Origin of the sequence: Pontibacter sp. MBLB2868 (assembly GCF_051904785.1) — a bacterium.
Taxonomy (GTDB): domain Bacteria; phylum Bacteroidota; class Bacteroidia; order Cytophagales; family Hymenobacteraceae; genus Pontibacter.
This window is the reverse complement of the sequence record NZ_CP196710.1, coordinates 4,030,428-4,053,725: the sequence shown is the minus strand read 5'-3', so window position 1 is coordinate 4,053,725 and position 23,298 is coordinate 4,030,428. Positions and strand designations below refer to the sequence as shown.

The window sequence follows — 23,298 nt, the reverse complement described above, 5'->3', positions numbered from 1 at the left end:
ACTATTAAAAATTTACTAACAATCTGTATAAACCTTATCATGAAGAGTTGTGTAAATCATTATAAGTATATAATTTGATACCACGCTTATAACTTCTATCAACTTTATGCCTTTTACTCTACTTATTTCCGCTGGCCAAAAGCTTGCAGTAACCGGTTTCTTGCTAATTGCCGGTTATACTGGCTTTAAAACCGGTACGCCCACCACAACACCACTTGTAAACAACGAACCAAAAGTTGCACTTAATAATAACAGTGAGGCTATCAAAGGGATTGATGTTTCGCGGTGGCAGAAAGAAGTAGACTGGTCGCTGGTGAGGGAGGCTGACGTGAAGTTTGCCTTTGTTAAAGCGACACAGGGTGACTATAGGTTAGACCCCTTCTTTGAACGTAACTGGGAGGAGTCAAAAAGACATGGAATAAAGCGTGGTGCATACCACTTCTTTAAGCCGGAAGCACCTGTTCAGGGGCAGATAGACCTCTTCATAAGCACCGTAAACATGGAGCCCGGAGACCTGCCCCCTGTACTCGATATTGAAGTATCAGATCCAAAAGTATCTGCGGAGCAGCTTCGGAAAAGCGTTAAAACCTGGTTGGAAGCTGTTTCGGCACACTATGGTGTAAAACCAATTATTTATACCAGCCAAAATTATTACCGACGTTACCTGCTGGGCCACTTCCCGGATTATCATTTCTGGATTGCACGCTACAGCCCTGTTGAACCAGAAGTACATCATACAGACAGCTGGATGTTCTGGCAATATACAGACCGTGGCAATATCAGTGGTATAAACTCCGCAGTGGATGTCAACTTTTTTGCCGGCGACTTCGAAACGCTGGCGCAGCTTTGCCTGCCTGTATCGAGCAACCCCCTCGAAAGCCCTTTGCAGCAGTTAAAGCACATGTACCCCAGACCTTAATAAAATATAAACCCATTAATAAGAAAGGCTCCCTTTAGGAGCCTTTCTTATTTTAATCTGATGTCTTTTATCCGGAGCTGTAAGGTAATGATGCCCCGGTAAATGTTCTCTTCTATGGTGTAGCACACATCAAACGGGATCCCCTTTGAAATAGCTTTGTAGTAGTCGCTTAGCCCGAAACCAATGGCATCTATTCTGTGAAAACCATCCTGGGTTAAATTCAGCTTCAGGTGTGAGTCACCAACAATACGCACGCTGCCCGTATCGTACACGCACTCCGATTCAAACACTGGCTTTAGATTGCCTGGGCCAAATGGCTCCATCTGGCGTAGAATATTATAAAAATTACGGGTGATCTGTTTCAGCTCAATTTTAGAGTCTATCTCTATTTGTGGTATCTTCTGCTCTTCGGTAATGGTGTTAGCCACTACTTCTTCGAAACGTGCTCTGAAGGCCGGGATATTCTCTACAGGGAGTGTCAGGCCAGCTGCATACATATGCCCCCCAAACTGCTCCAGCAAATCGGAACAACTCTCGATGGCACTATGCACGTTAAAGCCATGCACTGAGCGTGCCGACCCCGATGCTTTGCCGTTTGATTGTGTCAGGATAATAGTAGGCCGGTAGTATTTCTCTATGCACCGAGAAGCAACGATGCCAATTACACCTTTATGCCAGTTGTCTTTAAAGAGTACGGTGGAATTTGCACTACGCAAAAAATCGTCCTCCTCTATCATCTGAAGCGCCTCTTTGGTAATGTTGCTGTCTTTGTCGCGTCGGGCTTTATTAGACTCATTTATGATGTCTGCCATTTTAAAGGCTTCTTCCTTGGTTTTGGCGAGCAGCATCCGAACTGAGTTTTTGGCATCACCCATACGCCCTGCCGCATTTATGCGTGGCGCAAAACCAAACACGATGCTGGTAATATCCATGTCGCCGGTAATTGCCGCCAGTTCTTTCAGAGCATCCAAGCCAGGACGCATTGGTTGCGGCCCGTTCAGATGTTCAAGCCCAAAATAAGCCAGAATACGGTTTTCCCCTGTGATCGGAACAATGTCAGAGGCTATGCTAACTACCAGCAGGTCGAGCAACTTGTATGCTTCTCCCTGATCAATATCGTTCTGATAGCAAAATGCCTGAATCAGCTTAAAACCCACTCCGCAGCCCGACAGTTCTTTGTAGGGGTAAGCACAGTCTATTTGCTTCGGATCCAGCACAGCCACTGCCTGCGGAATGTCCTCATCTGGTAAGTGGTGATCACAAATAATGAAGTCAATGCCTTTGCTGGAGGCATAAGCTACTTTGTCTGCTGATTTTATGCCGCAGTCCAGGCAAATGATCAGGCTAAAACCATTTTCGGCAGCCCAGTCAATACCTTGCTGCGATACGCCATACCCTTCTTTGTACCTGTCCGGAATGTAGAAATCTATTTGGTGGGTGTAATTACGCAGGAAACCATACATCAGGGCTACAGAGGTAGTGCCATCTACATCATAGTCACCATACACCAGTATTTTTTCACCCCGGTGTAATGCTTCGTTTATCCGGTCCACTGCCTTATCCATATTCTTCATTAAGAACGGATCGTGCAGATGCTCAAAAGAAGGACGGAAATAGTTTTTGGTATCCTCGAAAGTGCAAAGACCGCGTTGGCAAAGGATGCCGGCAAGAGTAGGGCTTATTTTAAGGCTCTGTGCAAGCCTTTCTACCACCTCAGTTGGTGCCTCTTTTACATAAACCCACCTTTTATCCATAACTTCTGCTTTACTTCGGGTAAACTTGCTGCAAAGGTAGCTAAAAATAAAAACAGTATCTTTGCAGTAACAGTATCTTTGCAGTAGAAGTAGAACAGAGCAGATCGTGAAACGATTCAGAGAAATTTTTGAAAAGTATAAAAACTATTCGCTGGACATTATCATGTACGGCTTCTTTCTTGTTTTTATACTTATACTAGTTATCTTCTTCGGCGACTAAAGGGCTTTTAGTTTACAACATCTCCACGCAGTTTACGGAAACGCTTCCTGGCTTCCGCTACATAAATACTGCCTTTATGCTTCACCAGTAAGTCATTATACAACTGCTGCGCCTTTTCCTTATCCTTTAAGTTTTCTTCATAAATGTAGGCCATCCGGTACAAAGCGTCGTCGCTTAAAATGTCGTACTGCGGATTGTCTACTATTTTCTGTAAGTTATCAACGGCCGCTTTAAACTTGCCCATCCGCTCGTAGATGTTTGCCTTCTGGAAGTATATTTCGTCGGTAAGGCTGTGCCCGGGGTATTTCTTTAGCAACGCATCCAGAGCTGTCACAGCTTCCTCCATTTTATTCTGAAATACCAGCAGTTCTATAGCAGCATATTCTTCCATAGCTGCAGTGGAACTATCCAGGCCGGTGTTATCTGTGATGAGCAGACTAAGGTCCATGGCATCATTTGCTATTTCCCGGCTGGTGGCCAGTTTTAGTATATCCAAGTGGGCCTGTGCCAGTTCGAAATCGCCTTTGTAGTAGTTAAGCCTGGCATTGCGCAATTTAGCATCGTATCCTATGGGCGTGTCTTTATGAGATTTTTCTACCTGGGAGTATAGCAGCGTACTTTCCCAGGGTTCTCCTTTCAGTAAATATATGTCTCCCAGGGTAAGTTTACTTTCTGCTATTAAATTAGCATTTGCACGGGGCATATTGATAGCCTCCTGCAGTAGCTCTATGGCTTTTTCTTTATCATCCAGGTAAAAAGCGTATAAGCCTGCCATGTGCTGCAGTACTTCAACTGTCTGTGCTGATCTTCCAACCTCGGTTAAAAGTGCTTCATAATCTGCTATAAGCGCCCTGATGTTGTCTTTATTTACTGGGAAGGTATTCTGCACCTGTGCCTCACGGGCATGTATCAGTTTCTGGCGGGCAAGCAGGTAGTATGGGCCTTCCGGATACTCTTTAACTATGTACTCAAAAGCTTCAATGGCCCCCTGATAGTCGTCGTTTCTGAGGCTGATCGTACCAAGTTCCATCACACGTGTTCCCCCGCTACGCGTGCGCTTATCAACTGCGCGGGCCTGCATCAGCGCACCATAAAAATCGCGGCGCTGTATGTATAGCCAGATCAGCAACTCATTATAGGCCAACTTATCCGGGTTTTGCTGCACCCGAAGAATAAGCTCCTTCTCCAGTGCATCAAGTGCCGCTTCTTCACGAAGGCTGTTCTGTAACATGTTCTGGACATATCCCAGCTCATTCTCATCCACCTGCAACAAGTTAAGCACTTCCGGAATAAGGCTTTCCGTCTTCTGCCGGTAAGTATAGAGGGCAATTAATGGGCGGTTATATTCTAACTGGTTCCCGGCAAGCGTACGGCCTTTTAAATAGGCTTTCTCTGCGTAGTCAAATAACTCGTTTTGAACAAAAGCATTGGCAACTGCAATAACTTCTGCAGGCTTCATCTGCTCTAAAAGCTTATCGAACTGCTTCTCTGCCGCAGACTTATCTCCTGCAGCTAAGTATACTTTCCCCAGGTCTACCTCATACGTGGGGATGTCCTGATTGCGTTTTATTGTTTTCTTTACGAGTTTCTCAGCTTCTTTATAGTTACGCTGGGCTAACAATATTTTAAGGTAATCCGGGTAAACCACCTGAAAAAGCCTTGGCTCATTAATCAGTTTCTCATACATCTTCTCTGCCTTGGTATAGTCTCCCTGGTTATAATATTCACGCGCCAGTTCAAGCTCCTGGGTTTGTGCCATGGCATAAGGTGCTGCAACAGATAACAGCAGCCACAGCAGTAAAGTATGAGTCAGTTTTTTTAGCATCTTATTTCTAAAACGGGATTAGGGTAACAGTTGATATGACCATGCCTCTCTAAAATGAATATACGCATAAACGACAAAAGAGCCGCTCTGTCAGGAGCGGCTCTTTTGTCGTTTATTACGCGGGGATGATTAAAAAAATCTTACGCGGTTGTCTTTGATATCGGCTTTCTCCTTGATCGCCTCAAACGCCTTGCTTTCAACATTACCAGCTTTAGTAGCACGTATCTGCTCTTTCACGTTAGAGAAATCATTGATTTCAGGAGCTTTGTTCAAGCTTAACAGCTCAACTATCAGCACACCGTTCTGTCCTTCGAATGGAGCAGAGGTTGTACCCGGCTTCATGCCGAAAGCCTTACCGATAGCAACTGGCTCAACTCCCAGGCCTGGTACGGCTGCAGAAGCAAGAGTAACGTTATCAGCTGTTTTTACGATAGCATTCGGACCATAGCTGGCAGCGATCTGATCAATTGATCCCTTCTGCCCTTTTAGCTTCTCAATAACCTGCTGGGCCTTCACCTCATTACGGACAGCGGCAGTAAGTTCATCTTTGATGTCCTCCACTTTCGCATAGCCTTTTTCACGCTTTCCTGTTAGAGTGGCAACCACAAACTGATCTTCAATTTCAAAAACAGGTGAAACATCACCTACTTCCGTATCTTTTGAATAAGCCCAACCAACCAGCTCACGAGCATTGTTCAAGTTGTTTACAAGGATATTGTTTTTACCTATGTTTACAGCTTCTTCTTTAACCAAAGATTTATTCTTGGCTATATTTTCATTGAATTCTGTAGTGCTTCCGCTGGTTCCTGACAGTTCATCCGCCACGGCATAAGCAGCATCCCGTGTTGATTCACTTGGCTCAACAGCTCTTTGAACTGCAGCAATCTGGTACTGCTGATTTGTTTTAGGCTCCGTAACCTTTACAATATGATAGCCATAATCTGTTTCAACCAGATTTGGCAGTAAGCCCGTGCCAGATGCATTGAACACTGCTTTATCAAATGGGGCCACCATCTGTCCTTCAGGGAACCAACCCAGGTCGCCTCCTACAGAAGCTGTACCATCTGAACCATACTGTGTAGCCATCTGAGCGAAGTCAGCGCCACCTTTAATCTGGTTCAACACATCCTGTGCTTTTGCTTTAGCAGCTGCCTTAGCCTCTGGTGTGTCATTTTCCGGCCTGATAAGGATATGGCTTGCTCTTACGGCACTTACATCTCCTTGTCTGGCATCCATCACTTTATAAAGGGCCATTGTTCCCTGTGTTGTATAAGGACCATATACCTTTCCTTCCTGTAGCGGAAGCTGCTTGCGCAACTCCTCAGGTAGTTCGCCAGGGTTCTGGTAGTTACCATTGAAAGGAGCATCCGAGTTTGCATAAACAAAGGCCGAATCGTTTGTAGCCGATGCAAACTGCTGTGCCAGTGTACCGATCTCTTCTTTATAATAAGTACTATCTTCTTTAGAAGCACTTACCGGAATGGTTACATACTCAATAGAACGACCATCCTCTACCTTGTAAAGGTCTTTATTTCGCTCTAAGTAGTCCTTCAGCTGAGCATCCGTTACCTCTACAGTAGAATCAGCAATTGTGGCATAAGGCACAAAAAGGGCCTTAATACTGGCTGCTGAGTTCATCGCATTATAGTAATGCTTTGCCTCCACTGAGGTAATGTAAACTGACTTAGAAAGCAGGTTCGCATACTTAGACTGAATGCGATCAGCCACGATGCCCTGCTGGAAGTTAGCCCACATCGGACGTGCTTCAGGCCCCATCTGGTCAAGGTTCTGCAGGTACTGCACCACCTGATTACGATCAAACTCTCCTGTTTGAGGGTTAACAAACGCCTGCTTTACAGCCGGGTGAATATTATTGCCCTGTACCATATCAACTAATTCGTCTTCTGATACGGCTATGCCCAAACGCTCGTATTCTTTCTGTAAGGCAATCTTAAAGATTAGCTGGTTCCAAGCCTGCTCACGCAGCATGGCCAACTCACCCTCTGTAGCCGTACGGCCTACCTGGTTCTCGTAGTTAGCTTTTATCTGCTGGAACGATGCATCAAACTCATCGTACGCAATCTCCTCGCCGGCTATTTCGCCAATAACATTCGCATCGTTACCCAAAAGTCTTGAGTTAGGACCCAAAAGGTCACCGCCGACAACAAATATACCGAGCCCCAGGGCAATGGCGCCTACAGCCCAACCAGACTTCTCTCTAATCTTGTTAATTAATGCCATTCTTTATTTAACTTATAAAAGGATTGTGCAAAATAAGGTTAATCGCGCTAAAATTCAAAATTTTGTGCGCTCCTGTTTATAATTCTGCATCTGCTTGATTCTCTGTTTTTTTAACCAGCTTAACAGCATTGATGCGGTTATCGTCCATAGAAAGGACTGTGATGTGAAAAGGAGGCACTTCTACCTCGTCACCGGGAGTTGGAATTTCTCCGAAAACTGAAAAAATAAGTCCACCAAGCGTTTCATAATCACCTTCAGGCAGATCTAATTCATACTTATCATTCAGGTAGTCAATCTCGTGTCGGGCACTCAGGAGGTAAATGCCTTTATCTGCCATCACCTGCTCCAGCAACGCCTCATTCACGTCAAACTCATCCTCGATCTCACCAAAAATTTCCTCAATTACATCCTCCACAGTAACTATGCCAGATGTACCACCAAATTCATCCACTACCACCGCCACGCTCCGATGCTCTGATACAAACTTCACGAATAACTCACTGGCCAGCATACTTTCCGGAACAAGACTAACCGGTGAAAGTATTTCTGCTATGCTTTCAGGCTGCTTAAACATATCCAACTGGTGGCAGTAGCCTACAATATTGTCTATGGTGTCGTCGTATACTAAGATCTTGGAGTGGCCGGTTTGCACGAACTTCCCGCGTAACTCTTCAATTGGATCTCCTACCTCAACGGCCTCAATTTCGGTCCGGGGCACCATGCACTCCCGCACCTTCACGGTTTTAAACTCCAGCGCGTTATGAAATATTTGCGGGTCCACTTCCGGGGCGTTTTCCTGCTCAGGGTGGTAAAGATGATTTTTGATGTAGGCATTGAGGTCTGTAAAGCCAAAAACGGGATTCTCCTCCGAAAACTCAATTTTCAGCACTTTCTCTGCCATCCACTTACTCAAGCCCACTATCATGTACACTACCGGGTAAAGCAGGTAATAGAAAATCAGAATGGGCACCGCCAGCACCTGTAGCATGCGGTTGGGGTTGATCGCAAACAGGCTGCGCGGCAAAAACTCTGCGGTTAGCAGCACAACCACCGAAGCTATGATAATCTGCAGCAAGAGTATAAGGATGTTGAGCTGAAGCTGCTCGGGCAGATAAAGCTGCAGCAATTCGTTGAGGACTCCCGCAATGGCAAAACCATATAGTACCAGCGCCAGCGTATTGCCGATAAGGGTGGTGCCTAGCAGGCGTGCCGGGCGCTGCAGCAAATGCCAAAGTATTCTTCCGGAAAGCACGCCATTTTTTTCACTCAGTTCTATCTGAATTTTGTTGGCCGCCACAAAAGCCATCTCCACACCTGAGAAAAAGGCTGATAACAGCAACGCTACAAAAAGCAATATGATCTGACTGGGGTCTATCATGTTAAAGTTTATTTCTCTGCACTGTCTTTCTTCTTTCGGTGCCGGTAAAGCACGAACAGGATCAGGCCGATCATGAAGATCCAGTAGTTGCCGGCGACATCAGCCTCAACAATGCTCCTATGTACACCAATAACCATCGTGACGAACGCCAGTGCCAGTAAAATTGAGTTCAACAGTTTGGGGTTCATTCTTCTTTCAGATCAATGATGCCGGTTGGCTTTAATATTCTATACCTTGAAAAATCCTGGTTAGCCCGTAGCCCCTGCCCCATCAACACTTCCTCGGCAGTGGTTATCTTTACAAACTTATCTGTATAAATTTCAGCTTTATTCTTATCCCAGAAAAGTTCTTCTGTTTCCAGCTTTTCATGTTTCACCAGGTTGTTTACCACCACATTGCCCTTGGCCTGGTAAATGTCTTTATTTCTTTCCTGCCTGGCGTAGTTGGCTTTAAGGGTAGAGGTCATCTGTCCCGGCTTTTCATAAAACTCCACATAGATACCCTTCGGGAAAACCCCGTCGCCATTTTCAAACTCCTGCTGTACTGGTGCCTGAAGCTTAATCAACAGCCTGGCTGAGTCACTGTACAAGGTTACCACATCGTGGTTTTCGATAAGCGGGCCTTTATACTTCTGCTCTTTGTCCGGGTCCTGCAGATCGTCTCCACAGCTAAACCCAAAACCTGCAATCAAGGCTATTAACCCTATTATCCATGCTTTTCGCATTATTGGTTTCTTGTTTTGTTATGTGAAATTAACAAAAATTATATATCTGTACGTCCACTGTATTCTTATCAGCGCTTATACCATAAAAAAGGCCGCTCCAAGAACGGCCTTTTTAAATATTTTTGACTGTACGTGTGTCCTGTTACTCAATTCTACGCTTGATAAACCACCTGCTGTTAACAGTGAAACCAACGCTGAACTGGAAATAGTTCTCAGCGATAAGACCATTGTCAGTTGTGCCACGGTTTCCGTACCCTAATGCAGCATTCAGTTGATACATGTCATAGATCGTTGAACGGCCCAGTGGCATTGTAAAGCCAGCCGTTACACCTTTATCTTTTATCTGCTCTCCGTTTACAATGTAAGGGGAGTTGCCGTAGTAAACACCTGCACGGTACGTTATGCGCTTAAAGTAATTGTCAATCGAGTTTGCGTCAGGGGTTAGCTCACCCCCTACTGCTATCTTGTAGCTGTTTGCTAAATCGCTTCTACCATCAAAACCTTTAAAATCTGACCACTGCTGGGTATAAAGGTCTGCAGCCAATGTAAAGTTTTTGCCATTATCAATCGTAATGCCAGCACGAAGGCTTGCCGGTACACTTACACTTGAAGTAGAGCTGTCTGGCAGGATGTTTTCATCTATCACATTATCTGACAAGGTCCTGCGTTCATACGAAGCTTTACGCTTTGCATCAAAGTTGGCCTCCAAACCATAAACGGCACCGGCACTTAAGAATAGTTGCTCGTTCAGTTTCTTTCTATAATTAGCACCTGCTCTGAAAAGAAAATTCTCGTAGCGGGTCCGTTCGCTGTATACTACACGCTCCTGGCTGATATTTGCCAAAGAGTCGTCACGAACCAAGGAAGCAGCTTCTTTAGTGATAGCACCAAACACATAAGAGGCACTACCTCCTATTGTTAGTCCGTCAGCAATTTTAACACCATGGCTGAAGTATATTTCTGATAATCCACCCTCACCAGTGTAGCGGTTTTCTATAGTTGCACGCGGGTTGCTCTCTAATGTTGTAGCGGCGCGGGCTTCATAGTTAACCGTTGAATATGGCCTCAGACCAACTGCGGCACTCCATCGCTTTGACACCGGCACCACCAGCGTTAAATTATAAAGGCTCGCATTGCTATCCGTTTGCTTCTCAGAGGCATTTTTAACAGATTTCACCTCACCGGCCAGGCCCATATCAAAAATAGTGATGCTGTTATAATACAGCAATGCCGGGTTTGCCGTATTGGCCTGGTAGCTGTTACCAGCGCTGATGCCTACCCCTGCCATACCTGCATTACGCACGTTGCCCAGGTTATAATTGTATTCACCTAAGCCATAGCGGGAGTACGGTGTGTTGCCAATATTTTGTGCCTGTGCGGCATGTGCAATACATAAAATGGCAAGGCCTATCAGTACTCGGAGTCTTTTATACATTATGTGCTAATATTCTGTGAAGCCCGAACAGAACCAGTTCAGGAATTACAAAGATGCGTCCTTTTAATTTACTTTCAAAAAATCCTGCGTCTCCTCCGCAAAGTATAACCACCAGATCAGCTGCTTTTTCGGAATAGGCATGAATAAAGCCGTTTAACTCTGCCACTGTGCCTGTCAACACGCCGCTAAGAATTGACTCTTCTGTTGTCTGCCCGGTTAACGGGGAATCAAAATCTTTCCGCTGTACTAACGGCAGGCGCTTTGTAAAAGTATGCAAGGCATTAAATTTCATCTGAAGCCCCGGAGCTATGCCACCACCATGGTACACACCGCTGCTGTCAATAAAATCATGGGTGATACAGGTGCCGGCATCAAACACCAGGCAGTTCCGGTGCGGGAAAAAATAATTTGCCCCTGCTACCCCTGCAATCCTATCCACACCCAGCGTTTGGGGCGTTTTGTAATTATTAAAAACAGGCAAGGCTGTCTGTGCCGAAAGCTCTATTACGCTTCCGGACACAGACAGCCTTGATTTTATACTTTGCGGATCGCCAGCCACCGAAGCAACTATCGCATGGTCAAATGTTTGGTTTAGCAGTTCCTGCGGCAATTGCTCCTGCCCATCAAAATATGCCTGCTTCACCAGGGCATCTCCTTCAAAGATGCCATACTTTGTACCGGTGTTTCCTATGTCGATGGCGACGCTTCGCATACCTTACATAAAGTATTTCAGCCTGATTACTTCTTTTTCTGTTAAGAAACGCCAGTTTCCGCGTGGAACGTCTTTCTTGGTAAGGCTCGCATACTGTACACGGTCCAGTGTTACCACCTCATACCCCAAGTGTTCAAAAATACGGCGAACAATACGGTTACGTCCAACGTGGATCTCAACACCTAAGAACTGGTTAGACTCTCCAAGTATAGCGATATCATCCACTTCTACTTTACCGTCCTCGAGTTCTATGCCTTCCGCGATCTTCTGGAAATCAGCTTTCGTGATAGGCTTATCGAGCTCAACCTGGTAAATTTTCTTGATCGCGTTCGATGGGTGCGTCAACTTTTGGGCTAATTCCCCGTCGTTGGTGAAAAGAAGCAATCCGGTAGTGTTACGATCCAGACGGCCTACCGGGAAAATACGCTCTTTAGAAGCATTTTCTACCAGGCTCATCACTGTTTTGCGTCCTTCTGGGTCGTCAGTGGTTGTAATAAAGTCCTTTGGCTTGTTCAGGAGTACATAAACCATTTTCTCACGGTTCAGCATCTTTTTACCATACTGCACATTGTCAGTAGGCTGCACCTTGTACCCCATTTCAGTTACTACTTCGCCGTTTACTTTTATCTCGCCAGACTCGATAAGTACATCGGCCTCACGACGTGAGCAAACACCTGAATTAGCAATATAACGGTTCAGGCGAATTATGCCATCATCTTCTTTTTCCCGCTCAGACTTTTTGATACGGGGATTATCTTTGTAGCGGCTCAGGTTATAAGTAGGAGCTTCCTGTACGTCGTCACCTTCTTTTTTGCGGTCGCTGAAGCGTCCGCGGCTCGGAGCCTGCTTTCCTAACCTCTCCTGTCTGTTCTCTCGGTAAGGCTTTTTACCACCGTCAAAAGCACGGCGTTCACCTTCCTCACGTTTAGGCCGGTCCTGGTTAAAAGAACGTCTCTCTCCGCCTTCACCTCTATCATTGACATACGCTCTCTTATCTCCTTCTTCGCGGCGTGGTCTGTCAGAGTTGAAGCTGCGGCGTTCGCCACCTTCTCTTCTTTCAGGACGGTCGGAACCAAAAGATCTTCTTTCTCCTCCTTCGCGTCTGTCATTGCCAAACGATCTTCTTTCTCCGTCTTCACGGCGAGGACGATCATTTCCAAAAGAGCGGCGCTCTCCTCCTTCTCTTCTCTCCGGTCGGTCTGAATTGAAAGTGCGTCTTTCTCCTCCCTCGCGTCTGTCTTTGTTGAACGTGCGTTTTTCACCACCTTCACGGTCATAACGCTTCGAACGATCTCCTTCAGATGGGCGTCTCTCCCCGCCTTCTCTGTCGTAACGTTTGGAACGGTCTCCGTCAAAGCTGCGACGTTCGCCACCTTCTTTTCTTTCACCACCACGGCGGTCATCTCTTCTTTCAGGACGGTCGGAACCAAAAGATCTTCTTTCTCCTCCTTCACGTCTGTCTCCGCCAAAAGTACGGCGCTCGCCTCCTTCTTTTCTATCACCGTATGAGCGGCGTTCGCCACCACTGCGGTCGTTTCTTCTATCGCTGTCTCTTCTGTCAGAGTTAAAAGAGCGGCGCTCTCCCCTGTTTTCTGACCTGTCCTCTTTATCTCTTCTGTTAAAGATCTTCTTGCCTTCGCGGTCTTTATTGGGTCTGTCAGAAGAATTTCTTCCAGCATTTTCTCTACCAGCGTTATCGCGGGCAGGTCTTTCGTTTTCTCTTGCCATTTTAATTTATTTAGTGATGCAGTATCGCTACTGTACCTTATGTATGTGCAGTAATAATTGAATTAAACCTATTATGGTTCAATAAAGGGTGTTTTGAATACATTAATCAGCAGATTCGCCGATCATATTTTCTTCGGTTACGAAGTCTTTCAGTTGCGGAAGGTCTTTGATGTGATTAATGCCGAAGTAGTCCATAAACTTAGGTGACGTGCCGTACAAAACGGGCCGGCCAATGGTATCAGCCTTACCTTTGATCTCAATAAGCTCTTTTTCCAGGAGTTTATGAATGGCATAATCGCAGCCCACGCCCCGTATCTGCTCTACCTGGGTACGTGTTATCGGCTGTTTATAGGCGATAATTGCCAGCGTCTCCAGAGAAGACGCTGACAATTTTTTCTTTGATTTCTGCTTCAGGTACGTACTAACGGTGTCCTGGAACTCCGGCTTGGTAAGAAACTGGTATCCGCCCCCTATCGCATAGATCTGGAAGGCGAAGTTTCCTTCGGCCAATTGCTCGTTTACACCTTCAATAGCTTCCAGCACATCGCTCACCAGTACCTCTTCCATTCTCAGCGACTCCTGAAGGCAACGCTGAATCTCTTCGATGCTGATTGGCGATTGGGCACAGAAAACTAATGCCTGAATATGATTTTGCAGAATATTCAAGTGGTAATTGTACTAGTCGTTACGCTGTAATTTAGCTTCAATAGAATGCTGTGTGTGAGGTACGGCACGCAATCTTTCTTTAGGTATCAGTTTACCCGTAACAATGCAAACGCCATAAGTGCCGTTTTTAATACGGATAAGAGCATTTTCTAACTGCTGGATAAACTTCATCTGGCGGGAAGCCAACTGGTTCAGGCTTTCCTTTTCTGCTGTGTCAGCACCATCCTCCAGTACTTTTGTAGGAGATGCTGTGTTATCAGTACCAGAATCATTCCGACGACTCAAAGTCTCCTTGATAAAGGTTACTTCTTTACGGGCGTTTGTCAGTTTTTCCTGAATAATACCTTCAAACTCTGCTAAATCTTCACGCGAGTAGCGCTGTCTTTCTTCGTTTGTGTTCATTCTACTATTTTAGAACTGTATTTCGTTAACCTACTTAAGGGCTTTATTTTCAACTACAGCTTATACGGCCATAACAGCCTAAAAAGCTTTAAAGTTTAAACAATACTATATAACTATTAATTAAACCTGCAAGCTGCTGTTAATAAGTCTATTCGGTAAAATTCGTGCAAAAATAAGACTTATCATTTTAATAAGCTATGCCATATACAAAATTAATATAAACTTTAAATTTATATTTCCTCTTGTTTATACCTTATTTACGGTCAACTTGATTGTAAGCAACAATTGTGCAGAATTTTATTCTCAGAAGCTAAGCATACCTATAACCGCTGCTGCAGCCTCCACTCCTTTATTCCCGTGCTTTCCTCCTGCTCTTTCTAATGCCTGCTCCATGTTGTTGGTAGTAACCAGCCCAAAGGCTACAGGCTTATTAAACTTGAGCGCTACATTTGTAAGGCCGTTGGCTACTGCATGGTTAATATAGTCGTCATGCTTCGTGTCGCCTTTAATTACTACGCCAATGCATATAACAGCATCAATTTCTTCTTGCATGGCTAAGTATTGTGCCCCAAGGGTTAACTCAAAACTACCTGGAACTGCATTGATATAAATGTTCTCTTTTTTTGCCCCATGCTCCAGCAGGGTATCTACCGCCCCCTTGCACAAAACGCTTGTAATGTCATCATGCCACTCGGCCACTGCAATGCCAAACGTCTTTTCAGACATGTCTTTGAAAGAGTCCTTTTTATAATCATTCAGGTTTTTCAGTGATGTAGCCATTAATGCTTTATGCTAATATTGTAACTGTATATAAATAAAGTTAAGCCCTTAAAATGCATAAAGCGCTTCTGCCAGTTAGACAAAAGCGCTTTATTTGATAAGGCAGAGCCTGTTTGTGTCTTAGTTTTTGCCACCTGCCAGCATCTCGGCACGCGCTTTATACTTCTTTGCATCTGTTACTTCATTAGAAGCCACGAAATCAGTGATGATCTTGTTGTAAGCTTCAGCTGCAGCTGCAAAGTTATTATCTGCTTCGTAAGCGATGCCCGCCTTCATCAGGTACTGTGGTGAGAAGTATGGGTTCGCATTGTAATCGGCCGCTTTCATATACATGTCAGCAGCTTCTTTATTTTTACCTTGCTCCAGCAGTGCATCGCCGGTAAGGCTATAGGCACGTGCTTGCAAAAGGTAATCATCAGATTCAAAATCCTCCAGGTGGTTGGCAGCCTCTGCAAACTGCCCCTGCTTTAACAAAGCAACGCCAGCATAGAAATCAGCCAGGTTACCAGCATCCGTACCATCGTATTTATCTGCTATATCCAGCATACCCAGGTACTGTCCGTCACCGTTCAGCGCTTTGTTCAGGGAGTCAGCCTCAAAATAATAAACCGCCTGGAACATGGCATTTTGTGCCTCCTGGTTCTGAGAAGAACGGTAGTTGTAGTATAAGAAGCCAGCCACAACAATTGCTGCGATAGCTGCAAACACACCGAGAAGCTTCGATTTGTTTTTCTTCACAAAATCCTCTGACTGCGACAGGCGATCTGCCAACGCATCCGGATTTTCTACCAGCTCCTCAAACTCGCTGTGCTTCTTAACTGTTTCCTTTGCCATTGATTTAATTTGAATTATAAATTCAAAAGTAAAAATTAAAAATGAATTGCACCAATCTTATTAACAGGACAACAACCTATTCCTAATTTTTAATTCCTGATTCTTAATTTTTTAAATGATTTAGTCCATTATGTATGGATAGTCCGACTCCACGTAGATATCCGTGTAAAGCTCTGTAGCCTCAGGATAAGGAGAATCCTCGGCAAACTGCACGGCTTCTGCCACTCGCTGCTTCACTTTCTCATCTATCTGCTCCAGTTCCTCTTCTGTAGCCCACTCGTTTTTCAGAATAGTAGCTTTTACAGCCTCTATAGAGTCGCGGCCTTTATAATCTTCCAGTTCTTCTTTGGTTCTGTACTTAGCAGGGTCAGACATAGAGTGCCCTTTGTAGCGGTAGGTTCTGAACTCCAGCAATGTAGGTCCTTCGCCGGCGCGTGCACGCTCAGCAGCTCTTGCTACTGCCTCATGTACTTTCTCCACCTCCATGGCATCTACCGGCTCAGATGGGATGTCATAGCTTTCACCTAAGGTGTAAAGCTCCTGCACGTTAGATGTTCTGCGAACAGATGTACCCATTGCGTAACCATTGTTCTCAATAACAAAGATCACCGGAAGCTTCCAGGTCATGGCCATGTTCAGGGCCTCGTGGAAGGCTCCCTGGCGAACAGCACCATCACCCATGTAGCAAATACACAGGTTACCTGTCTGATTATATTTTTCAGCAAAGGCGATACCGGCACCAAGTGGCACCTGGCCCCCTACAATACCATGACCGCCAATAAAGTTAACTTCTTTATCGAAGATGTGCATCGAACCACCCTTGCCCTTAGAGCAACCAGTAGCTTTTGCAAAAAGCTCTGCCATCACGGCGCCTGGGTCTGTGCCTAATGCCAGCGGATGTGCATGGTCGCGGTAAGCCGTGATCCATTTATCATCTTTGGTAAGCGCAGAAACTGCACCAGCCACACAGGCCTCCTGGCCGATGTATAAGTGGCAGAATCCCTTGATCTTCTGCTGACCGTATAATTGACCAGCTTTTTCCTCGAAGCGGCGCATGAGTTTCATCGACTCAAACCACTCCATGTATGTTTCCTTTGAAAACTTTGGTTCAGCCTGTACCTTTGCTTTCGCCGACTTCGCTTTTGCCTTTTCTTTCGTATCAGCCATGGGTAAATATCTAATCTGGTTTTTATCCGTTGCATGCTCAGGCGGAAAAGCACCTGAAACAGCGGGCTATCAGGCCCATAACGGGTTTAGCTTGCGAAATTAAGGAAAAAGAATTCAAAGTAGAAAAAATGCTCCTCGAAAATCTAAGTTTACTCTTTTTCAAAAATTACGAAGAGGCCTCACTGGCTTTCACGGAGCATATAAACTGCTTTATCGGTGATAACGGCAGCGGCAAAACAAATTTGCTCGACGCCATCCACTACCTCTCCATGACAAAGAGCGCTTTTCCGGGCACTGAAGTGCAAAGTATAAAGCAGGGTGAGGATTTTTTTATGGTAAAGGGGCGCTTTAATGTAGCGAATACCAAGCACACGGTGCAGGTAAGCATGAAGCAGGGCCAAAAGAAGACGGTAACACACAACAAAGTACTTTATGAAAAGATAAGCGATCACATCGGTCAGTTTCCGGTGGTGCTTATCTCGCCCTACGATACTGATCTGATCCGGGAGGGTAGCGAGGAACGTCGCAAATACTTCGACAGCCTGATTTCGCAGCTCACACACCCATACCTCGAACAGCTCATTCAGTATAACTACATCCTGAAGCAACGCAACTCGCTTTTAAAGCAGTTTGCCGAGCGCCATTATTTTGACAAAGATTACTTACACATCCTTAACGAGCAGTTAATCCCCTTTGCCGAACAGCTTACGCAGGAACGTGAGAAGTTTCTGCAGGAGTTTGTGCCTGTTTTTCAAAAGCATTATCACCACCTTTCTGATAGCAGCGAGGAAGTTACCCTTACGTATAAAAGCCAGTTAACCGGATCTGACTTTGGCCAGCTGCTGCACCAGGCCGAGCGAAAGGACCTGGCACTGCAACGGACAACAGTCGGGCCGCATAAGGACGATTTCGTTTTCCTGATGGATGGGAATTCTGTAAAAAGCTTTGGCTCACAGGGGCAGCAGAAAAGTTATGTGATTGCCCTGAAGCTGGCCCACTTTGAGATAATGGCCGAGCGCCATCAACACAAGCCCCTGCTCCTGCTCGACGATATTTTTGACCGCCTCGACGAAAAGCGCATCACCAAGCTCATGCAAATGGTAGCCGCCCATACTTTCGGACAGATCTTTTTAACAGATACGCATCTGGAAAGAACTGATAAAATACTCGAAGGTCTCTCAGAAAGTATCCGTAGATTTGATGTTAAGGACGGGACCGTGAAGTTAATTGGGTAACTACTGATTATCAAGAAGTCTTCTCTGTAAAAATTATACTTCAGGCAGCCGTAGCTACACTTACGTATAAGTTAAAATCTCTCTATATTTGGACTATGGCCTTACGTGAAGAAATAAGAAACCAGTTAGAGTATTTCAGGGAGCTTTGCAGCAGCCATCAGGTTAAGTATATCTATGCTTTTGGATCTTCTGTTTCAAGTCGGTTTCGTGAGGACACAAGCGATATTGACCTGTTAATTGAGATTGACGAACCAGACCCAATTAACCGAGGTGAAAAATTAATGTCGTTATGGGATAAGTTGGAGACATTCTTTCAACGCAAAGTAGACTTACTTACTGAGTCATCGATAAAGAACCCCTTTCTACGGAAGTCAATAGACGATACCAAAGTACTTATTTATGACGGATCAGGAGAAAAAGTACTTATCTGATATACTTGCAGCAATTGATAAAATAGAATTATTTGTTGCTGATACTCCCACTTTTGAAGCTTATACCCTCGACCTTAAAACACAAAGTGCTGTAGAGCGGCAACTAAGTATAATTGGCGAAGCTGTAAATCATATTGATAAATTAAATGCAGAGCCGGTTCTTGAAAATGCACGACAAATTGTAGGCTTCCGAAACAGATTGATTCACGCTTATGACAGTATGGATAATGCTATTGTTTGGGCTATACTTAAACGGCACATAGTACCTTTGAAAGCAACAGCAGCTAGGCTTTTAGTGTCCTAGAGGCCTAATTCGATTACCCACTCATTTTAAATTAAACCTACTCCCGTGCGCTACTACAAAAAGAAAGAAGAGATTGACAGACGAAAGGCCGATATTCAGCCGATTGGAGAGAGCCTGAAAGCACTGATGAAAGCGTACAGGCATGATGGGAAGCTTGGCGAGGTGCAACTGGTGCAGAACTGGGAGAAGATCATGGGTAAGCCAATTGCCATGAAAACACAACAGTTGTATTTTAAAGAAGGGAAATTATTTGTTCGCCTCACTTCTGCCCCGCTGAAACATGAACTTAACATGTCGAAAAGCAAAGTAATAGAACTCCTGAACATTGAGGCTGGCAGCGAAGTAGTAAAGGATGTCGTCTTTTTATAAAAAAACAAGTTCCCACCCTTTAAAGTATAGCCGAACATTACTTTCAAAAGCTTTTTAACATCATGAAAATACCATCGTTTCGCCCTGTTTCATATTCCCAGACAACATTAACTGAGCTCATGATACCGAGCTATGCCAACTTTGGGGGCAAAATACATGGAGGCATATTACTTTCTTTGATGGACAAGGTGGCCTATGCCTGTGCAGCCAAGCACGCCGGTAATTACTGCGTTACAGTATCTGTGGATGGTGTAAATTTTTTACAGGCCGTAGAGGTAGGTGAACTGGTTTCTTTGAAGGCATCTGTAAATTATGTAGGCAATACCTCCCTGATGGTGGGCATAAAGGTAGAGGCCGAAAACGTGAAAACAGGGATTGTGAAACATACCAACACCTCCTACTTCACGATGGTAGCTAAAAATGAAGAAGAGCAACCTACGCAGGTGCCCGGCCTGTTACTTGAATCCCGGGAAGATGCCCGCCGCTTTCTGGAGGCTATCAAGCGCAAAGAATTCTCACGCCGCTATCAAATGGAGTTCTTCAACACCAAAAGTATACTAAGCGTAGAAGAAGAGCTGTACCTGCTGCATGATGAGCGTTGTAAACTGGCATTTTAAGCTTTTCTTTATCTGTAAGCACCTCATTATCTGCTTTAGGTTCACCTTGCAAAGCTTAAAACAAGGAATGGTTTTTGCCGATTCTTACTTATCTTTATAGTACTATCATACTTTTACTAACCAAGCATGACCTTAAAATCAAACCTCACCCGACTGCTGGCTATAGCCATGCTGGCAGGATCAAATTTTATTTTACCAACCGCAAGTATAGCACAGGAAGTTGTGCGACAGGACGATGATATCAAACAAATGGTTGATCAAGTTTCCGCCAAAAACCTGGAAGAACTGGTTCGCAAAATGGTAAGCTTCGGCACGCGCCATACCCTGAGCACCACCACCAGTAAAAAAGAAGGAATTGGTGCTGCCCGCGAATGGGTAAAATCAGAGTTCGAGAAGTATGCACAGGCCTCAGACGGCCGCATGAAGGTAGAAATGGATAAGTTCGTGGTAAAAGCTGACGGACGTCGTATTCCTGCCGATGTGGAAATGGCAAACGTAATGGCTATTCTGAAAGGTACCGATCCGAACGATGACCGCGTGTTTATAGTAGGCGGCCACCTGGACTCGCGCGCTACCGATGTAATGGATGCAAAAAGCAAAGCGCCTGGCGCAAACGACGATGCCTCTGGCGTTGCAATGGTAATGGAAATGGCCCGTGTGATGGCCCCGCATAAATTTCCGGCTACCTTGATCTTTGTTGCTTTCCAGGGTGAAGAACAAGGCCTGTACGGATCTTCTCACCTGGCAGATCGTGCCCAAAAAGAGGGATGGAACCTGGTGGCCATGCAGAACAATGATATTGTGGGCAACTCATATTCCGCAGAAACTGGAATTCATGACAACTCCCGTGTAAGGATCTTTAGCGAAGGCATCCCGGCTAATGAGACAGAAGAGCAGGCGCGCCTGCGCAAAACCTTAGGCGCTGAAAACGACAGCCCGAGCCGTAACCTTGCCCGCTACATGGAAATGGTAGGCGAAAAGTATGTTGATCAGCTGGATGTGGTTTTAGTTAATCGTACAGACCGTTTCCTGCGCGGTGGCGACCACACTCCCTTCAACAAGCTTGGATTTACAGCGGTGCGCATGAGTGAAATGAACGAAGATTTTGACCACCAGCACCAGGATGTCCGCAAAGAAAACAATGTGCAGTACGGGGACCTTCCGGAATATATGGACTTTGAATACCTGAAAAAGAATACCGGGGTGAATCTTGCCTCGATGGCAAGCCTGGCATGGGCTCCTGCCGCACCCGAAAAAGTAGGTGTTATTACTTCTAACCTGACCAACAAAACAGACCTGAAGTGGGCCGCGCCAAGCAAAGGCCAGAAGCCAGCCGGATATTATGTGCTGATGCGCGAGACAAGCAGCCCCACCTGGGAGAAGAAGTTTATGGTGAAGGATACAAGCGTTACCCTGCCATACTCCAAGGATAATTATTTCTTTGCAGTACAGTCAGTAGACGCTGAAGGCCATGCTAGTTTACCAGTGCTACCTGCGCCGGTGCGTTAAGGAATTGTAGTACCAGAAACAAAGCGGGCCGTTGCTAGTTAGCAACGGCCCGCTTTGTTTTAATCTCTGCTGACCAACTTACTGAACTTGCCATCCGGCTCATGCAGCAGTGCCAGGTTGTTCTTGTCAAATTCTTTAAAGAACTCCTCCCAGCTTATTTTTTCAAATTCGCTGTTATTGCTGCTCTGATCTGGAAAATGCATCCTCAGAAGCCCCTCCCCGCTACCATCGTTCTCTGTGCCTTTAATAATGGCTGGCACAGCTCCCTGCTTTTCAGCCCAGTCTTTGATCTCTTTGTGGTTTGTTGTTTTCTTAGCTTCACTCATAGTTTGTACAATTTAATGTTCTGTTACGTGTACTAAACACTACGGAGGAAGCCATCAAAAGGTATTTGACAGGTAATGTAAAAAAAGCAGCCTTAAAGTAAGGCTGCTTTTCCGGGATAAAGGTTGTATTCTCTTTATAATCTTGAAATTCTTGCTGCTGCAGATGTTTCTGATGTAATGCTTGGGGTACCTTTGTAATACACAGCAGAAGCTCCGGAAGCGGCTATCGAGAGCGACTCCTTTGCGTATACTTTCACTTTGCTGGCACCACTAGCCCCAACTTTTACATTCTTCGCTTCCAGCTCCGAAGCATCCACATTAGAAGCGCCTGACATTTCCATGGTCAACTCATCAGCTTTACCTGACAATTCCACTTTGCTGGCACCACTCATATCGGCCCTTACCTGCCTTGCATCTATAGCCAGTGTTACTTTAGAGCCACCACTCATATCAAGGTTCATGGTATTTGTTTTAAAAGTTGACCGGCCTAATACTTTAACACCACCGCTTATGTCTACTTTATTCAGTTCCTTGATTGTAATGTAAGCTTTCATGCCTTTAGAGGTAGTAACACCATGATCATTGTATATGTGGAGTACACCGTCTCTGACTTGTGTTTTGATATTATCCAAAAGATTTTCCTCTGCTTCTATTCTAACACTTTCGGTATTGCCCTGGGTGATCTCTACAGTAAATCCTCCGCTAACATCTATTCCTTTAAAGCCGGAGACATTTCTGGTTTGCGTCTGAAAATTGCCGTTGCCGCGCAAGTGCTGCGCCATCAAGGGTAAGTCAACCAGTAAAAGGGAGATTACCAGTACTGCAAGTGAGGTAGCGTAAAATTTCATGATCTTCATAGTATCAGTTTAGTTTGGTTTTTAAACTTGTTTATAAGCCTTAAGAAGTTTCTTATGCAGCTTCCGAACTAAAGATGCAGCACAAATGAAAAGGTTGCATATTGACGTAAAAAAAGTATTTTCTTAACAGGGGCAACAGTGGTTATTGCCCAAACTGCATGTGTATAAGCTACTGCTTTTCAGCAAGCTTATAAGGCTGATTGATGGTGGAATTAAAAATAACTGCTCCTAACGAATACGCTATTATATCCAGGGCATCGGCTGTATATCGATCGGAAAAGGCGGGCAGAATAACCTCAAATACTACAGTGAATGATAGAAGCGCCAGAAGAGTGTAGTGCCAGGGTAGCCTGAAGTAAGGGTTTTGAAAGTAAGCCCGCTCTGCAGCCAGTATGATGGTTAGTATAATGGGGAGGCACAGTAAGTCGTCGAGGTGAGTGTGCAGGGGCTTAATAAATACCTGCGCATGTTCCAGTAGCTGATTTAGCCCGAAGACAAACAGACACAGCAAAAAAACAGGATGGAATAAGGCCTTCACCAGTACTAACTTTGTTTGATCTATCTTTTCCAGTGTATATCCGGACTATGCTTATCCAGCTTTAGTTTGTCATGGAGGGTTAGTACTGCTACTCCTGCTACGAACGTAACAGCTAGACAGCCACAAGACCTATCAAAAGCATTATACTACCTAAAATAAGCAGGAAAATTTCAGCTGCATTCAAATTCCTGAGCCACGCTCTTTTGCCCTGTGGCAAAGGCTTTCCGCAAACAGGGCATCGTTGCTCCCCGGCTGGCACCCTTGCTCCGCAATGCGGACAAATAACGGTTGAATCTGTAGCTGACATTCTCTCAAGTATATTTACAG

At 45.1% G+C, this 23,298-nt stretch carries 25 protein-coding genes; 7 read left to right on the top strand and 18 right to left on the bottom strand.

Annotated features, from left to right (window positions below):
* The first annotated feature begins 106 nt into the window (after window positions 1-106).
* A complete protein-coding gene (locus ACSX1A_RS17275) occupies window positions 107-919 on the top strand; it encodes a glycoside hydrolase family 25 protein (RefSeq protein WP_439880894.1) in 813 nt (270 codons plus the stop codon).
* Between the two features lie 47 nt (window positions 920-966).
* Here ACSX1A_RS17275 and recJ read toward each other — a convergent pair whose 3' ends face one another.
* The 14 genes from recJ to pdhA all read right to left on the bottom strand — a co-directional run bounded on the left by recJ (window position 967) and on the right by pdhA (window position 16,785).
* Window positions 967-2,673: a single-stranded-DNA-specific exonuclease RecJ gene (recJ, locus tag ACSX1A_RS17270; protein WP_439880893.1), complete on the bottom strand. Its 1,707-nt coding sequence runs from the start codon at window positions 2,671-2,673 to the stop codon at window positions 967-969.
* 227 nt (window positions 2,674-2,900) lie between these two features.
* Complete coding sequence (locus ACSX1A_RS17265; RefSeq protein ID WP_439880892.1) at window positions 2,901-4,718, bottom strand: tetratricopeptide repeat protein; 1,818 nt, start codon at window positions 4,716-4,718, stop codon at window positions 2,901-2,903.
* 129 nt (window positions 4,719-4,847) lie between these two features.
* On the bottom strand, window positions 4,848-6,959 hold the full coding sequence (locus ACSX1A_RS17260; protein ID WP_439880891.1) for a SurA N-terminal domain-containing protein: 2,112 nt from the start codon (window positions 6,957-6,959) through the stop codon (window positions 4,848-4,850).
* Window positions 6,960-7,035: 76 nt separating this feature from the next.
* Window positions 7,036-8,337: a hemolysin family protein gene (locus tag ACSX1A_RS17255; RefSeq protein WP_439880890.1), complete on the bottom strand. Its 1,302-nt coding sequence runs from the start codon at window positions 8,335-8,337 to the stop codon at window positions 7,036-7,038.
* An 8-nt stretch (window positions 8,338-8,345) separates the two neighbouring features.
* The gene (locus tag ACSX1A_RS17250) at window positions 8,346-8,510 is read right to left on the bottom strand and encodes a hypothetical protein (protein ID WP_439880889.1); all 165 of its coding nucleotides are present in this window, start codon (window positions 8,508-8,510) and stop codon (window positions 8,346-8,348) included.
* Window positions 8,511-8,521: 11 nt separating this feature from the next.
* A complete protein-coding gene (lptC, locus tag ACSX1A_RS17245; RefSeq protein ID WP_439880888.1) occupies window positions 8,522-9,061 on the bottom strand; it encodes an LPS export ABC transporter periplasmic protein LptC in 540 nt (179 codons plus the stop codon).
* Between the two features lie 142 nt (window positions 9,062-9,203).
* Window positions 9,204-10,496 carry an OmpP1/FadL family transporter gene (locus tag ACSX1A_RS17240; protein WP_439880887.1) on the bottom strand — a complete coding sequence of 431 codons (1,293 nt, stop codon included), beginning with the start codon at window positions 10,494-10,496 and terminating at the stop codon, window positions 9,204-9,206.
* Window positions 10,489-11,208: a type III pantothenate kinase gene (locus tag ACSX1A_RS17235; RefSeq protein WP_439880886.1), complete on the bottom strand. Its 720-nt coding sequence runs from the start codon at window positions 11,206-11,208 to the stop codon at window positions 10,489-10,491. Before ACSX1A_RS17235 ends, ACSX1A_RS17240 begins: the two co-directional genes overlap by 8 nt.
* Window positions 11,209-11,211: 3 nt before the next feature.
* A complete protein-coding gene (locus ACSX1A_RS17230; RefSeq protein WP_439880885.1) occupies window positions 11,212-12,936 on the bottom strand; it encodes a pseudouridine synthase in 1,725 nt (574 codons plus the stop codon).
* Window positions 12,937-13,038: 102 nt separating this feature from the next.
* Window positions 13,039-13,602 carry an SMC-Scp complex subunit ScpB gene (gene scpB, locus ACSX1A_RS17225; RefSeq protein ID WP_439880884.1) on the bottom strand — a complete coding sequence of 188 codons (564 nt, stop codon included), beginning with the start codon at window positions 13,600-13,602 and terminating at the stop codon, window positions 13,039-13,041.
* A 12-nt stretch (window positions 13,603-13,614) separates the two neighbouring features.
* Complete coding sequence (locus ACSX1A_RS17220; protein WP_439880883.1) at window positions 13,615-14,004, bottom strand: TraR/DksA family transcriptional regulator; 390 nt, start codon at window positions 14,002-14,004, stop codon at window positions 13,615-13,617.
* 303 nt (window positions 14,005-14,307) lie between these two features.
* Window positions 14,308-14,784: a 6,7-dimethyl-8-ribityllumazine synthase gene (ribH, locus tag ACSX1A_RS17215; protein WP_439880882.1), complete on the bottom strand. Its 477-nt coding sequence runs from the start codon at window positions 14,782-14,784 to the stop codon at window positions 14,308-14,310.
* Between the two features lie 120 nt (window positions 14,785-14,904).
* Window positions 14,905-15,618: a tetratricopeptide repeat protein gene (locus ACSX1A_RS17210; protein ID WP_439880881.1), complete on the bottom strand. Its 714-nt coding sequence runs from the start codon at window positions 15,616-15,618 to the stop codon at window positions 14,905-14,907.
* Between the two features lie 120 nt (window positions 15,619-15,738).
* Window positions 15,739-16,785 carry a pyruvate dehydrogenase (acetyl-transferring) E1 component subunit alpha gene (gene pdhA / locus ACSX1A_RS17205; RefSeq protein WP_439880880.1) on the bottom strand — a complete coding sequence of 349 codons (1,047 nt, stop codon included), beginning with the start codon at window positions 16,783-16,785 and terminating at the stop codon, window positions 15,739-15,741.
* A 128-nt stretch (window positions 16,786-16,913) separates the two neighbouring features.
* On the opposite strand from pdhA, the gene recF reads away from it, so the two are divergent.
* From recF to ACSX1A_RS17175, 6 genes are all read left to right on the top strand, one after another.
* A complete protein-coding gene (gene recF / locus ACSX1A_RS17200) occupies window positions 16,914-18,020 on the top strand; it encodes a DNA replication/repair protein RecF (protein ID WP_439880879.1) in 1,107 nt (368 codons plus the stop codon).
* Between the two features lie 95 nt (window positions 18,021-18,115).
* Complete coding sequence (locus ACSX1A_RS17195) at window positions 18,116-18,451, top strand: nucleotidyltransferase family protein (protein WP_439880878.1); 336 nt, start codon at window positions 18,116-18,118, stop codon at window positions 18,449-18,451.
* Window positions 18,420-18,755 carry a HepT-like ribonuclease domain-containing protein gene (locus tag ACSX1A_RS17190; RefSeq protein ID WP_439880877.1) on the top strand — a complete coding sequence of 112 codons (336 nt, stop codon included), beginning with the start codon at window positions 18,420-18,422 and terminating at the stop codon, window positions 18,753-18,755. Before ACSX1A_RS17195 ends, ACSX1A_RS17190 begins: the two co-directional genes overlap by 32 nt.
* A gap of 45 nt (window positions 18,756-18,800) precedes the next feature.
* A complete protein-coding gene (locus tag ACSX1A_RS17185; RefSeq protein WP_439880876.1) occupies window positions 18,801-19,124 on the top strand; it encodes a DUF721 domain-containing protein in 324 nt (107 codons plus the stop codon).
* A 62-nt stretch (window positions 19,125-19,186) separates the two neighbouring features.
* Entirely contained in the window at window positions 19,187-19,741 is a 555-nt protein-coding gene (locus ACSX1A_RS17180) for an acyl-CoA thioesterase (protein WP_439880875.1), read from the top strand.
* Window positions 19,742-19,867: 126 nt separating this feature from the next.
* The gene (locus tag ACSX1A_RS17175; protein WP_439880874.1) at window positions 19,868-21,250 is read left to right on the top strand and encodes a M28 family metallopeptidase; all 1,383 of its coding nucleotides are present in this window, start codon (window positions 19,868-19,870) and stop codon (window positions 21,248-21,250) included.
* Between the two features lie 59 nt (window positions 21,251-21,309).
* On the opposite strand, the gene ACSX1A_RS17170 is transcribed toward ACSX1A_RS17175, so the two are convergent.
* From ACSX1A_RS17170 to ACSX1A_RS17155, 4 genes are all read right to left on the bottom strand, one after another.
* A complete protein-coding gene (locus ACSX1A_RS17170) occupies window positions 21,310-21,576 on the bottom strand; it encodes a hypothetical protein (protein ID WP_439880873.1) in 267 nt (88 codons plus the stop codon).
* 134 nt (window positions 21,577-21,710) lie between these two features.
* A complete protein-coding gene (locus ACSX1A_RS17165) occupies window positions 21,711-22,433 on the bottom strand; it encodes a head GIN domain-containing protein (RefSeq protein ID WP_439880872.1) in 723 nt (240 codons plus the stop codon).
* Between the two features lie 169 nt (window positions 22,434-22,602).
* Window positions 22,603-22,971, bottom strand: a complete 369-nt coding sequence (locus ACSX1A_RS17160; RefSeq protein WP_439880871.1) for a magnesium citrate secondary transporter — start codon at window positions 22,969-22,971, stop codon at window positions 22,603-22,605.
* A gap of 112 nt (window positions 22,972-23,083) precedes the next feature.
* Window positions 23,084-23,278: a zinc-ribbon domain-containing protein gene (locus ACSX1A_RS17155; RefSeq protein ID WP_439880870.1), complete on the bottom strand. Its 195-nt coding sequence runs from the start codon at window positions 23,276-23,278 to the stop codon at window positions 23,084-23,086.
* Window positions 23,279-23,298 lie beyond the last annotated feature (20 nt).